The organism is Lewinella sp. IMCC34183, assembly GCF_003390915.1.
In the GTDB taxonomy this organism is placed as follows: Bacteria; Bacteroidota; Bacteroidia; order Chitinophagales; family Saprospiraceae; genus Neolewinella.
Genome location: NZ_QMEM01000004.1, coordinates 136,645 through 150,327, shown reverse-complemented (window position 1 = coordinate 150,327; position 13,683 = coordinate 136,645). Strand labels below are relative to the sequence as shown.

Sequence of the window (13,683 nt, the reverse complement as noted above, 5' to 3'; positions counted from 1 at the left end):
CTGAAGCTTCCACAGCGCTTTCAAGGCACGGTATATTACGGACGAGTTGCCAGATCGCGTACTCCTTACGCCCGGCTCACGCCACCTTGGGAGAGGTTTAAGCCGGAGGCCCTCCACCCGTAGCCCCCGTATCTTCGCCGATCCAGCAACCCGCAATCAGCAACCCGCAACCCGCAATCAGCCTTGCCCACCCCCCGCCTCTACGACTATAACGCCACCTTCCGCCGGGAGCTCGCCCGACTCAACGCGCGGCAACGCGAAGCGGTGGAAGCCGTGGAAGGACCCGTCATGGTGCTCGCCGGCCCCGGCACCGGCAAGACCCACCTGTTGGCCGCCCGCATCGGTAACATCCTGCTGAAGACAGACGCCGGTGCCCAGAACATCCTGTGCCTCACCTTCACCGACGCGGGCGTGAAGGCCATGCGCGAGCGGCTGCTCGGCTTTATCGGGCCGGAGGCCCACCGGGTAAGCATCTATACCTTTCACAGTTTCTGCAGCAACGTCATCCAGCACAACCTGCATTATTTCGGCCGGCCCGGACTGGAGCCGCTATCCGAACTGGAGCGTATCCGCATCATCCGTGACCTGCTGGACGGCTTGCCGCAGACCGACCCCCTCCGGCAGGGCTACCACGAGAGCTACCACTACGAGGACCACCTGCAGGATCTCTTCGCCCAGATGAAGGCCGAAAACTGGACGGAAGACGAGATGCAGCAGCGCATCGCCACCTACGTCGACGGGCTGGAGTCCCATCCCGACTTCATCTACAAGCGCAAGTACAAGGACAAGCAGGCCGGTGACCCGAAGGAGGGACAGATCGAGGAGGAGCGGCTGTCTATGGCGCGGCTCTCGTCCGGCGTCCGCCTCTTCTCCGCCTACCAGGAAGCCCTGCGGCGGCAGCGGCGCTACGATTACGGCGATATGATCGGCTGGGTATTGCGCGCCTTCCACGACCACCCCAGCCTGCTGCGCAGCTACCAGGAGCGCTACCGCTACCTGCTCGTCGACGAGTTTCAGGACACCAACGGCAGCCAGGAGCGGATCATCCGCCACCTCACCGACTACTGGGATAACCCCAATGTCTTCATCGTCGGCGACGACGACCAGGCCATCTACGAATTCCAGGGCGCACGGCTCAACGCCATGATCGACTTCCACAACCGCTACCAGAATGACCTCACGGTGGTCACCCTGACGGATAACTACCGCAGCGTGCAGCCCATCCTCGACGGGGCCGGCAGCGTCATCGACCGCAATACCCTGCGCATCGGGGACCGCCTGCCGCACCGCGGGATCGACAAGCGCCTCAGCAGCCGGACGGGGGGTGGCGCGGACGCAGGTGCCGGGCAAGTGGCGGATTCGAAGCCGCCCGGTATCACCTATCTGAGCTTCACTGACCACCGGCAGGAGACCGGCTCCCTCATCGATCGACTGGAACGGTGGCACGGGGCCGGGGTGCCGTGGTCGGAGATGGCCGTGATCTACGCCAAGCACAGCCAGGCCGGCCTGCTGCGCCACCTGCTGGAGCGGGCCGGCATCCCCTACCGCAGCAAGCGGCGACCCAGCGTACTCGACGGCCGCCCCGTGCGGCAGCTGCGCGACCTGCTGCGCTACCTGCAGGCGGAGTACCAGCGGCCGGGGACGGGAGAGCACCTGCTGTTCCGCGTGCTGCACTACGGCTGCTTCGGCCTGCTGCCCCACGACCTGTCGCTGGTCAATCTCGGGCGCATCGAATCGGCCGACCGCAACGGAAGGTTCCCCGACTGGCGCGACTACCTGCGGCGCCCCGACCTCTATCCGGTGGGCGTGGAGAACCCCGAAGCCATCGGTCAGGTAGCCGCCTGGCTCGAAGAATCGATCGGCCAGATCGGTAATTTGCCGCTGCCCGAATACGTGGAATGGGTGCTGAATCGCTCCGGTCTCCTCGCTGGCGTACTACGGGACCCCAACCGGGCCGAACTGCTGCAGCACGTCGCCACCTTTACCGATTTTGTGCTGCGGGAGATCGCCCGCCGGCCCCGCCTCACGCTGCGCGACCTACTGGATACCCTCGACCAGATGGACGGTAACCGGATCGAGTTGCCGCTGCGCTCCCACCTCGACCAGGCGGACGCGGTGCTGTTGGTCACCGCCCACAGCGCGAAGGGGCTGGAGTTCGAGAAGGTATGGATGCTGGACTGCTCCGAAAGGAACTGGGGCGCCGGCGGCGGACGCGGCCGCAGCCGTTTTTCGCTACCCGACACCCTGACCTACGCGGGTACCGAAGACGAAGAGGAGGCGCGTCGCCGCCTCTTCTTCGTGGCCCTTACCCGGGCACGGTCGGAGGTGATCCTCTCCTGCGCCGAGCTGAGCGCCAAGGACAAACTGCAGCAGCCCGTCGCCTTCGTCGATGAGCTCATCGAGGGGGGTAGGGTGGACGTGGCGGAGGCGAGCCTCGATGCTCCCACGCTCGGCCGGCTCGCGCTCCTGCAGCTGACGCCGAAGGACCCCGGCCGCTTCCCCCTCCTCGAGCGCAGCGCCGTTGCGGAACTGCTTACCGACTTCCGGCTCAGTGTGAGTGCACTCTACGCCTACCTGGACTGCCCGCTGCGCTTCTACTACGAAAAGCTGCTGCGGGTCCCCGACCGGGAGCGGGACCGGACGGTCTACGGCTCGGCGCTTCATGAGGCGCTGCAGGACTACTTCCTGCGTATGAAACGGGACGTGGACAACGCCTTCCCCAGCCGCGAGGAACTGGTCTACAACTTCGAGATCGCCCTGGCGAAGCGGCGTGGCATGCTCACCCGCGAAGATTACGACAACCGGCTGGAACAGGGGAGGCGGGAGCTGGCGACCTACTACGATACCTTCCGCGCCGACTGGGTGCAGGACGTGGAGGTCGAGTACCTGATTCGCAACTCCGAAGTCGACGGCGTCCCCCTGACGGGCGTGATCGACCGGGTGGACATCCTCAGCGACGCCCACGTGCGGGTGGTGGACTACAAAACCAGCAGGGCAAGCAGCAATAAGTTGCGCCGCCCGACGGAACGCTATCCACACGGAGGTGACTACTGGCGGCAGCTTACCTTTTACAAGTTACTCTACGACAACCGCCCCGGAAACCTGCGCCGCGTGAAGGAGGGCCGCATCAGCTACCTGCTCACCGACCCGAGCGGACAGCAGAGCGAAGAGCGGATCGAAATTCTGCGCAAGGACGTCGACGCCCTCCGCAAGATCATCCGCGAAACCTGGGACGCCATCCAGGAGCAGCAATTCACCGGCTGCGGCAAGCCCGACTGCGACTGGTGCCGCTTTGCCTATGACCTGACGGACGAGGTGCCCGCGGAGGATACGGAGGCGGTTTTTGGGTTGGATGACTCGGCTTAGGGAGGTGTTGGGTCTGGGGGTTGTTGAGTTGTTGGGGTGGCCCGCCGGGCGCTTGTCCCTCACTTCGCTCGGGTGGGTGGGGGTCTTTTTCCCTCGCTCGGCTCGGGGCGCTTGCAGGGTACTCGCCCCTCGCTGCGCTCAAGCTACTTCGTGACGCTTCTGGCTCGCGCTGGTAAGCGGGCGTGAGGCCCGACTTGGATCAGATAAGTCTACAGGAAGGGATTTTCCCGCCGCTCTTCGCCGATGGTGGTACTGGGGCCGTGGCCGGGGTAGACGACCGTGTCGTCGGGCAGGGGCATCAGCTTGGTGAGGATGGAGCCGATGAGGGCGTTGTGGTCGCCCAGGGGCAGGTCGGTACGGCCGATGGAGCGGCGGAAGAGGACGTCACCGGCGATGACGTAGTTCTCCGCCCGGTTGTAGAAGCAGATGCTGCCGGGGGAATGGCCCGGACAGAAGAGCACCTCAAAGGTGGTATCGCCCAGGGTGACGGTATCACCCTCGTTGATGAAGTAGTCGGGCGCGGGGGAGGGCGTCATCGGCGGCATGCCGTACATCTCCACGAAGCGGGGAGCCGACTCGAGGATCTGCTGCTCCAACGGGTGAATACCGAGCTCCAGTCCGTAGGTGTTCTTCACGAAAGCATTGCCGAACACGTGGTCGAAGTGGCAGTGGGTGTTGATGAGCTTGACCGGCTTGAGGCCCAGTTGCTCGATCTTGTCCGCCAGTTCGCGTTCCTCCTGGTTGCTGAAGGCACCGGGGTCGAAGATGATGGCCTCCTTCGTGTCGTTGTCGAAGACGAGGTAGGTGTTTTCCTGGACGGGATTCTGGGTGAGGGAGACTACGGTGGTCATTATTAGTTCTGTAGTTCTGTAGGTGGGTATGCTCGCTTCGCTCGCAGTTGGCATAAGAACGATTGTAGGAAGGTGTACCTGGCCAGATAAGTTTGATGAAATGCAAGCGGGCCCGTTTCCCGAAGGAAACCGGACCCGCTTGGCGATTCGAAAGATCCTTGCACCTGCGCCCGCGCCAGAGCTGTACGCGCAGCGTCAGGCAGCCGGGCCACGCAGTAATGCACCAACCCAACAATTCAGCAATTAGCTGTTCATCGTAGCCAGGAACTCCTCGTTGCTGGTCGTATTCTTCATGTGGCGCATGAGGAACAGGAAGGCCTCTTCGGGCTTCATGTCGGCCAGGTGGTTGCGGAGGATGAACATCCGCTGGAGCATATCGCGGTCGAGCAGGAGGTCGTCGCGGCGGGTGCTGGAGCGGGTGAAGTCGATGCTGGGGTACATGCGCTTGTTGGCCAGTTGGCGGTCGAGCTGCAGTTCCATGTTGCCGGTACCCTTGAATTCCTCGAAGATGACCTGGTCCATCTTGGAGCCGGTGTCGATGAGGGCGGTAGCCAGGATGGTCAGCGAGCCGCCGCCGTCGATGTTACGGGCGGCACCGAAGAACTTCTTGGGCTTCTGCAGGGCGTTGGCCTCCACACCACCGGAGAGCACCTTGCCGGAGCTGGGCTGGACGGTGTTGTAGGCGCGGGCCAGACGGGTGATCGAGTCAAGCAGGATACAGACGTCGTGTCCGCTTTCGACCAGGCGCTTTGATTTCTCGAGGACGACGTTGGCCACGCGGACGTGGTTCTCGGCGGGCTCGTCGAAGGTGGAACTGATGACCTCGGCCTTGACGCTCCGTTTCATGTCGGTCACTTCCTCCGGGCGCTCGTCGACGAGCAGTACGATGAGGTAAGTCTCGGGGTGATTCTTGGCGATGGCGTTGGCCACGTCCTTGAGCAGGAAGGTCTTACCGGACTTGGGCTGGGCGACGATGAGTCCCCGCTGTCCCTTACCGATGGGGGCGAACAGATCGACCAGGCGCATGCCGTAGTCGCGGCCGCCGACCGAACCGGAAAGCGTGAACTTCTCGGTGGGGAACTGGGCGGTCAGGTAGTCGAAGGGTACGCGGTCGCGCACGTCCTTCGGGTCGAAGCCGTTGATCTTCTCGACGTCGAGTAGTGCGAAGTACTTCTCGCCCTCCTTGGGGGGCTTGACGGGGCCGCGCAGGGTATCACCGGTACGGAGGCCGTAGGACTTGATCTGCTGCTGGCTGACGTAGACGTCGTCCGGGCTCGTCATGTAGTTGTAGTCCGGCGAGCGCATAAAGCCGTAGCCGTCGGGCATCATTTCGAGGATACCGGTGGAGCTGATGATGCCGTCCAGTTTGAATTCCGGGTTGCGGCCACCGCGTCCGCGGTCGTTATTGTCATTGCGACTGCCCCGGCCGCGGTCGTTGTTGCTCCGGTCGTTATTTCCTCCCCGGTCGTTGTTGTTGCCGCGATCGTTGTTGTTGTTGCTCCGGTCGTTATTGCCTCCGCGGTCGTTGTTGTCGTTGCGGCTGCTGCGGCCTCGGTTGTTGTCGTCGCGCTCTTCCGTGCGTCCCCGGTTGCCGTAGCGGTCGTTGCGCTGGTCGTTGTTGTCGCCGTCGTTGTTGCGGCCCCGGCCGCGGGAGCGGCTGTTGTTGTTGTCCTGGTCGCCGCCGTCCCTGTTATTGTCCTCCGAAGAATCGGAGTTCGACTTACCGCGTCCGCGCGAATCGTCCTTCTGGCTGCTTTCCTCGCGCACGCTGCGGCGGCCCCGCTGCCGGGTACGGCCGCTGGAGCGGGTCTTGTTGCCGTCGTCGTCGTTGGAGTCGTCGCTCTTCTTTTCGGTTTTGTCGTCCGAACTGTCGTCGCTGGACCGGCCGCGGCCCCGGACGGGGCGCTTGGGCTGGTCGTCGCCGCCCTTGTCGGAGCGGCTGCTGCGGCGGCCCCGGGTACGGCCGGAGGACTTGTCCTCCTTGTCGTTGCCGGAGTCGCTGTCTTTGTCACCGTTGGCGCGGGCGGCGGCGCGGCGGTTGGGGACGCGGTCGGTGTCCGAGGCGGCGGGGGGCTCGCTGGCGTCGCCGGTTCCCTTCACGGCCTGCTGCTCGAGCAGGGAGAGGATGAGGTCTTGCTTGTTGAGCTTTTTGTAAGACTTAAGGCCTAGTTTTTCAGCGTAGTCCCGGAGTTCGGGAACCAGCATGCCCTGTAATTGCGCTATGCTAAACATCTATAGGTATGGTACGTAAAGGGAGAATGGTAGAAAACCGAGGATTGCAGGCCGGCTTCCCGAACGGAAGCATGATGGTGGGCCATATATTCGGAAAACGTGAAGGTCGACCGGAGGGGAGGGCAGAAATGCCGCTACCAGAGTCTGCACGCGGAATCGCTTGCCGCGCAAACCTACGACCAAATTTCGAAAGATGGACGAAAGGCGGCGGTAGATTTGCAACTTAGTACAAAATGAAACACATAAAAGTTCGTCCGGCGGGGACAATCGCCCCGCCACCGGTGACGGCGGGAATCCCTGTCGGTTCCGTTACCTTTGCCGGCCACTAAAAAAGACCAAGAAATATGCTACAGGTAACCACGCTGCGCAACGAGCGGGAGCGCGTTCTGGAAGGCTTGCGGAAGCGGGGCCTGGACGCGGCCGCGGACGTCGACCGCGTCGTCGAACTCGACGACCGTCGCAAGGAACTGCAGTCCCGCACCGAGGACCTGCTGGCCGAGCGCAACAGTCTCTCCCGCGAGATCGGCGACCTCTTCAAGTCGGGCCGCAAGGAGGAAGCCACCGCCAAGCGCGAGCGCGTCAATGAGATCAAGGAAGCCACCGGCCCGCTCGAGGAGCAGCTGGACGCTACCGTTCGGGAGCTGGAAGAGGCTCTCCTGCAGCTGCCCAACGTGCCCGACCACCGGGTACCCGCCGGAGCCACCGCCGAGGACAACGAGGTCTACCGCCCGCACGCCGGCGAACTACCCAAGCCCGGTGCGGAGGCGCGCCCCCACTGGGAGCTGGCCGATACCTACGGCATCTTCGACTTGGAACTGGGGGTACGGACGACCGGCAGCGGCTTTCCGGTCTTCACCGGGCAGGGCGCGCGCCTGCAGCGCGCGTTGGTCAACTTCTTCCTCGACCGCAACACCGCCGCCGGCTACACCGAGTACGCCCCGCCCCTGCTGGTCAATGAGGATACGGCCCGTGCCACGGGGCAGCTGCCCGACAAGGAGGGACAGATGTACTACGTGCAGGCCGACGATCTCTACCTCATCCCCACCGCCGAGGTACCCCTCACCAACCTGTACCGGGGCGAGCTGCTGGACGCCGACGCCCTGCCCGTAAAGCTCACCGGCTATACGCCCTGCTTCCGCCGGGAGGCCGGCAGCTACGGGGCCCACGTGCGGGGGCTCAACCGCGTCCACCAGTTCGACAAGGTCGAGATCGTGCAGCTGGCCCGCCCGGAAGAGAGCTATGCCAAGCTCGACGAGATGGTCGACCACGTCGCCGGGCTGCTCGAGGAGCTCGGCCTGCCCTACCGCGTGCTGCGCCTCTGCGGCGGCGATATGGGCTTCACCTCCGCCATGACCTACGACTTCGAGGTCTGGAGCGCCGCCCAGGAACGCTGGCTGGAGGTGAGCTCGGTAAGCAACTTCGAGACCTACCAGAGCAACCGCCTCAAGCTCCGCTACCGCACCGACCGGGGTACCGAACTGCTGCACACCCTCAACGGCAGTGCCCTGGCCCTGCCGCGGATCATTGCGGCCCTGCTGGAGAACAACCAAACGGAGGACGGGATTCTACTACCGGAAAAGCTGCACGGCTACGTCGGAAAAGAACGCCTGCTGCCCGTCCGCTAAATACTCTTCTCTATGCTCTCCGGTGGCTACGGCATCTACATTATCATCACCCTGGTCTTCGCGGGTATTGGCGGGCTGGTCAGCAACCGGCTGAAGAGCAAATTCCGCCACTACAGCCAGGTTCCCATGACCAACCGCATGAGCGGGGCGGAAGTCGCGGAGCGAATGCTGGCACACTACGGCATCCGGGACGTGAAGGTCGTCGCCGGCGAGGGCATGCTTACCGACCACTACAACCCGAGCACCAAGACGGTCAGCCTGAGTCCCGACGTATACGAGGGGCGCAGCGTTGCCGCCGCCGCCGTGGCCAGCCACGAATGCGGGCACGCCGTACAGCACGCCGAGGGGTACGCCTGGCTGCAGTTTCGCAGCAAGATGGTGCCGGTCGTGCAGGTGGCCTCCAAATTTCAGAGCATCCTGCTGATGCTTGCCGTCGGGGGCATTGCCGGTGGCTTCGGTGGGCAGACGCTTTTGCTGATTACGATTGCGGTCTTCGGGGTCACCACCCTGTTCAGCCTGCTTACCCTGCCGGTCGAATTCGACGCGAGCAACCGGGCACTGGCGTGGCTGGAGAGCAGCGGCACCGCGCGCGGCGAACTCCACAACGGTGCCAAGGACGCCCTCTGGTGGGCTGCCATGACCTACGTGGTCGCCGCGCTGTCCGCCCTGGCGATCCTGTTTTGGCTCATCCTGCGGTACATGGGCCGCCGCGACTAGGGGGCTTACCCCCATTGTGTACTTTTGCAACAAACTACTCTGTAATGGAAGATTTGCTTAGCGACCAGCTGGAAGAAACGAAGATGCTCATGGACGAATCCATCGAGCACCTCGAGCGCGAACTCGTAAAGGTGCGTACCGGCAAGGCCAGCCCCGCGATGCTCCACGGAATCAAGGTGAACTACTACGGTGCACCTACCCCCATCGCCCAGACGGCCAACGTGAGCGCCGCCGACTCCCGTACGCTTGTCATTCAGCCGTTCGACAAGTCCAACCTCCAGAACATCGAGAAGGCCATTTTCGAGGCGAACCTCGGCGTGACGCCCCAGAACGACGGACAACTCATCCGGATCAATATTCCGCCCCTAACCGAGGAGCGCCGGCGCCAACTTGCCAAGGTCGTGAAGTCCGAAGGGGAGGACGCGAAAATCTCCATCCGTAACGCACGCCGCGATGCCATGGACAGCATCCGCAAGGAAGTAAAGAACGGCTACCCCGAGGACGCCGGCAAGCGCATGGAAGAGCGCGTACAGGGCTGGACCGACGCCAGTATCAAGAAGATCGACGAGATCGTCGAGAACAAAGAGACGGAGGTAATGACCCTCTAAGGCCCTCCGGCAGCGTCCTTATTATTCTTCCCTCAAGTAGCGATACGCCCCGTCCTCTCCCGTCAGGTGGGCGGTGGGGTAGCTGTCCCGCCACTCCTCCGTGCGGTAGGGTGGGTTGGATCCGTCCACCACGATCGGCAGGTTAGCGAGCGGGGCCGGCAGCCGATCGGCCCGGTATCCGTTGCGGACGAGCACCAGGTCGGCGGCGGGCCACGCCACCGGCGCCGGGTACCGGCGGTCGCCGTCCAGTACGATCACCCGCCGGTCCAGCAGCCGCATGAGCGGGTAGGCCACGGCCGCGGCTGGCGTGAGCGTATCCGCCGCGAAGGGCAGGGCAGGGGTGAAGGCCACGCCCAGGGATTGCCGCAGCGGCATCACCTGGTAGTCCAGTTGGCTGGAAGAAACGCTGTCGCCGATCACCATGCCCCTCCGTCCGTCGTATACGTCGATCAGGCTGGCGCGCGGGAGGTGGTAGATCGTAAACTGCGGTACCGTAGGCTGAAGTACCGGCCGTAAGATCCAGTACCCGCCCAGTCCCGCCAGCAGGGCGAGGGCCACCCACCGGGCCCGGTGGCTCGGCCGGTACGCAAGGTAGGCCAGGCAGGCGACCAGGAAGAGTAGCCCCACGGCGGACGGCAGTCCGAAATCAGATAACTCGAGCGTAGCGCCGGGCAGCTGCCGGCAAAAGAAGATGAAGGCGTTCTGCACCTCCACGACCCCGTTTAGCAGCGTGCCGGTGGGCCAGAGCCAGCCGCCGGACAGTCCCACACCGGCGAGGAAGCCATGCAGCAGCCCCAGTCCCAGCACGAGGTAGGCAAAAACGATCACCAGCGTACCGCTGAGCAGGAAATAGACCGGGAACTGCCCGAAATAGTAGAGTGAAAAGGGCAGGGTGCCCAGCTGGGCGGCGGTAGACACGCTGATGGCGTCCCACCCACGGCGCAGCGGGCCGGGCAGATACACCCATTGCTGGATGGCCCGCGCGAACAGGGCAATGCCCGCCACCGCCGCGAAGGAGAGCTGAAAGCCGACCTGGAACAGCTGCTTGGGTTCCGCGACCAGCATCACCAGGGCAGCGATCGCCAGCAGGTTGAAGATGCCGTTGTTGCGGTTGAGGGCCTTGCCTATCAGCACGACCGTGACCATCAGCGCGGCCCGCTGTACCGACGGACTGAGGCCGGTGACCAGCGCGAAGAACCACACTACACCTACCGTGAGCGCCGTACGTACCGCTGCCCACCGGGACGGCAACCACCCCAAAAGCTGCAGGACGATGAGTGCCAGGATACCCACGTGTAGGCCGGATACCGCCAGCACGTGGATGGCCCCGGTATCGGCGTAGGCGGAGCGCACCTCGGCGCCCAGCAGGTCGCGCTTGCCCATGATGAGGGCGGCGGCTACAGCGAGGTTATCGCCCGACAGGTAGGGCGTCAGGCTGCCAAACCACGCCGCGCGTGCCCGGTCTCCGAGGGCGGCCGGGCCGGTCACGCGATCGGTGCCAAGGCGCGTCCATTCGTCCGCATCCGCGTACGCCCGCTGGTAGATCGACTGGCTTGCCAGGTAGGCGGCGTAGTCGAACACATCGGGGTTGAGGGGCGGCGGCACGGTTTCCGGCGCGGCCGCCAGCAGGAGCTGCTCGCCGGGCAGGAGGGAATCTCCGTCGGCGAGGTAGGTCAGCAGCCGGCCCGTGGCGGGCAGGGTGGAATCGCCGCGGAGGAGTCCCGTGACGTTAAGTTCCACGGCCGGCCGGTAGGTGCCGGGGCGTACGGCCGTGACCGTGCCCGTGACGTAGTCGCCGGGGGCGTATCGGTGCGCCACGTGATTCGCGTGGTTGAGGGGGTGGCGAACGCCGGCGTACCAGCCCCCGAAGGCGAACAGGGCCAGCAGCAGGAAGGCCGCCGCCGGAAACGCAAGCCGGGGGCGGGGCCGCAGGTGCAGGGCAAGCGCGACAACCAGGGCGCTCAGGCAGGTAATCAGGAAGTAAGCGCGGAAGCTATAGTCGAGGGCGGCCGCGAGGGCAACACCCGCGCCCAGGGCGGCAACGGGCAGCAGCAGAGGCGCCGCGGCCCAGGGTATCGGGGGCCGTTCGGGGTCGGATAGCGGAGTCACCACGGGAAAGGTAGTATTTTTGGCGTTTCCCAATCCCCAGACCGGCATGAAACCACTCCTCCTGCTACTTGCGCTCCTGCTTTGCACCTGCGCCACGGCGCAAACTACCTCCGCCCCCGGGGAGGGGGAACCGCTGACCCTCAGCGACGCCATCCAGGAGGGACTGGAGAACAACTACCAGATCCGCATCGCCGCCAACGAACTCGAGGTAGCCCGCAACAACAATGACTTCGCCCTCACCGAGAAGTACCCCCTCATCACGCTGGGCATCAATCCCGGAGTGGGGTACCGGCGGCTCAACAACCCGGCCAGCGTCGTTGTGCAGAGCGCCACGACCAACTATACCGTCGGGCCTTCGGCCAACGTCAACTGGGTGATCTTCAACGGCGGGCGGATCAAGGTGAACAAGGAGCGGCTGGAAACCCTCGCCGACCTCAGCGCCGGGCAGCTGCAACTGCAGATCGAGAATACGGTGCAGGACATCATCAACGCCTACTACAACGCCGTGGTGCAGCGCGAGCAGATCGACGTTCTCGCCCGCGTACTGACGCTGAGTCGCGACCGCATCGAGTACCAGCGGGTACGCGCGGAGTACGGGCAGGGCGGCACCTTTGACGAGCTGCAGGCCCGCGATGCCTACCTGACGGATTCCATCTCCCTCACCCAGCAACGGGTGGATTACCGCAACGCCGTTCGCGACCTGCTGCAGGTGATGGGCAGCGACGACCTGACCCGCAATGTCGAACTGACGGACGAACTCACCTACGACCCCACCAACTACGACCCCACCAACTACGATCCCGCCATCCTCGAGCAGCGCCTCCTGGTGGCCAACCGGAACCTGCAGAACCTGCTCATCAACCGCGACCTGGCCGCGCTGCAGACGCAGCTGGTCCAGACGGAATACGCGCCCACCGTAGGGATCGGTGCGGGGGTAGGGTACGATTTTGGCGTGTCGGTAGGTACCCAGACCTTCGAATTCGGGGGCGACCAGCCCGGTCGGGAGCAGGAATTGCCGGGAATTGCCTCGCGCACGCTCTCGGGTAATCTCGGCTTTACGGCCAGCTACCTCCTCTACGACGGCGGCAACCGGCGCGTGCGCGAGCAGACCGCCCGCCTGCAGGAGATCACGGCCCAGCTCGACTACCAGGCCACCCAGCAGCAACTACGGGCGGCCCTGCGCAATACCCTCGCCCTCTACGAGAACCAGGCCCGCATCATCGGCATCACCGAGGACCTGATCGCCAACGCCGAGCGCAACCTGGAGATCGCCGACGAGCGCTTCCGGGGCGGCACCATCAACAGCTTCGATTACCGGCAGATCCAGCTGAACTACGCCAATGCGGAATTCCAGCTCCTCAACGCCCTGCTCAACCTGAAGAATACGGAGACGGAGCTCTTGCGGGTGACGGGGCAGATAGTCAGGTAGTATTTTAGTTCTGTAGTTCTGTAGTTCTGTAGTTCTGTAGTTCTGTAGTTCTGCGCGCGACTACCGAACTACCGAACTACAGCACTAACCCACTATTCCCCTACTTTCGCGAAATGATCGCATACGTAAAGGGGAGACTGGCCCATAAGAATCCGTCCTTCGTAGTAGTGGAAGCAGGAGGTATCGGATACCACGTCAACATCAGCCTGTACACCTATACGCGCATCGAGGGGGCGGAGGAGGTCACGCTGCTGACGCACTTTCACGTAAAGGAGGACCAGCAGACGCTTTTCGGCTTTTACGAGGAAACGGAGCGCAACCTGTTCCGAATGTTGATCTCGGTGACGGGGGTGGGGCCGGCCACGGCGCTGGTGGTACTGTCGACCATGAATCCGGACGAGCTGCGGGCGGCCGTGATCGGGGAAGACGTGGGCTCGATCCGCAAGGTGAAGGGGATCGGACCGAAGACCGCCCAGCGAATCATCATCGACCTGAAAGACAAGATGATCAAGGAAAGTGGAGAATCGCCGACAATGCTCTCGCCACAAAGCAATACGCTACGGAGCGAGGCGTTATCTGCCTTGGTTAACCTGGGGTTCGGACGGCCCGCCGTCCAGCGCGCCCTGAACCGGGTACTGGCCGCCCATCCACAGACGGCAACGCCAGAAGATCTGATCAAGCTCGCCCTCCGGGAGTTGTCGTCTTAACCGCTTCGTTGACTGATTAATTCGCGCCCGTCACTACCG

The 13,683-nt window shown here is 63.9% G+C and carries 9 protein-coding genes; 6 read left to right on the top strand and 3 right to left on the bottom strand.

All coding sequences use genetic code 11. The features are described from left to right. Positions 1–183 precede the first annotated feature (183 nt). Positions 184–3,366, top strand: coding sequence for an ATP-dependent helicase (locus tag DQG19_RS10345; RefSeq protein WP_116126186.1), 3,183 nt, complete (start codon positions 184–186; stop codon positions 3,364–3,366). Positions 3,367–3,575: 209 nt separating this feature from the next. On the opposite strand, the gene DQG19_RS10340 is transcribed toward DQG19_RS10345, so the two are convergent. Together DQG19_RS10340 and rho are read right to left on the bottom strand one after the other, a co-directional pair. Then, positions 3,576–4,217, bottom strand: coding sequence for an MBL fold metallo-hydrolase (locus DQG19_RS10340; protein WP_116126185.1), 642 nt, complete (start codon positions 4,215–4,217; stop codon positions 3,576–3,578). Between the two features lie 243 nt (positions 4,218–4,460). Beyond that, a complete protein-coding gene (gene rho, locus DQG19_RS10335; RefSeq protein WP_116126184.1) occupies positions 4,461–6,449 on the bottom strand; it encodes a transcription termination factor Rho in 1,989 nt (662 codons plus the stop codon). 344 nt (positions 6,450–6,793) lie between these two features. Between rho and serS the strand changes: the two genes are divergently transcribed. Genes serS through frr form a run of 3 tightly spaced genes read left to right on the top strand, consistent with a single transcriptional unit; the run spans position 6,794 to position 9,399 of the window. Continuing rightward, a complete protein-coding gene (gene serS / locus DQG19_RS10330) occupies positions 6,794–8,074 on the top strand; it encodes a serine--tRNA ligase (protein ID WP_116126183.1) in 1,281 nt (426 codons plus the stop codon). Between the two features lie 12 nt (positions 8,075–8,086). After that, positions 8,087–8,791, top strand: a complete 705-nt coding sequence (locus DQG19_RS10325) for a zinc metallopeptidase (RefSeq protein ID WP_116126182.1) — start codon at positions 8,087–8,089, stop codon at positions 8,789–8,791. Positions 8,792–8,835: 44 nt separating this feature from the next. Then, positions 8,836–9,399 carry a ribosome recycling factor gene (gene frr, locus DQG19_RS10320; protein WP_116126181.1) on the top strand — a complete coding sequence of 188 codons (564 nt, stop codon included), beginning with the start codon at positions 8,836–8,838 and terminating at the stop codon, positions 9,397–9,399. Between the two features lie 21 nt (positions 9,400–9,420). On the opposite strand, the gene DQG19_RS20860 is transcribed toward frr, so the two are convergent. After that, positions 9,421–11,508 (bottom strand): ComEC/Rec2 family competence protein, encoded by a 2,088-nt coding sequence (locus DQG19_RS20860; protein WP_198661714.1) that lies wholly within the window; start codon positions 11,506–11,508, stop codon positions 9,421–9,423. Between the two features lie 46 nt (positions 11,509–11,554). Between DQG19_RS20860 and DQG19_RS10305 the strand changes: the two genes are divergently transcribed. Both DQG19_RS10305 and ruvA read left to right on the top strand, forming a co-directional pair. Beyond that, the gene (locus DQG19_RS10305; protein WP_116126180.1) at positions 11,555–12,937 is read left to right on the top strand and encodes a TolC family protein; all 1,383 of its coding nucleotides are present in this window, start codon (positions 11,555–11,557) and stop codon (positions 12,935–12,937) included. Positions 12,938–13,050: 113 nt separating this feature from the next. Continuing rightward, the gene (gene ruvA / locus DQG19_RS10300; protein ID WP_116126179.1) at positions 13,051–13,644 is read left to right on the top strand and encodes a Holliday junction branch migration protein RuvA; all 594 of its coding nucleotides are present in this window, start codon (positions 13,051–13,053) and stop codon (positions 13,642–13,644) included. Positions 13,645–13,683 lie beyond the last annotated feature (39 nt).

Bases quoted from the DNA above. Each gene is read 5' to 3' on its own strand.
- DQG19_RS10340 (WP_116126185.1), bottom strand. From the start codon at position 4,217: ATGACCACCGTAGTCTCCCTCACCCAGAATCCCGTCCAGGAAAACACC.
- rho (WP_116126184.1), bottom strand. From the start codon at position 6,449: ATGTTTAGCATAGCGCAATTACAGGGCATGCTGGTTCCCGAACTCCGG.
- serS (WP_116126183.1), top strand. From the start codon at position 6,794: ATGCTACAGGTAACCACGCTGCGCAACGAGCGGGAGCGCGTTCTGGAA.
- DQG19_RS10325 (WP_116126182.1), top strand. From the start codon at position 8,087: ATGCTCTCCGGTGGCTACGGCATCTACATTATCATCACCCTGGTCTTC.
- frr (WP_116126181.1), top strand. From the start codon at position 8,836: ATGGAAGATTTGCTTAGCGACCAGCTGGAAGAAACGAAGATGCTCATG.
- DQG19_RS10305 (WP_116126180.1), top strand. From the start codon at position 11,555: ATGAAACCACTCCTCCTGCTACTTGCGCTCCTGCTTTGCACCTGCGCC.
- ruvA (WP_116126179.1), top strand. From the start codon at position 13,051: ATGATCGCATACGTAAAGGGGAGACTGGCCCATAAGAATCCGTCCTTC.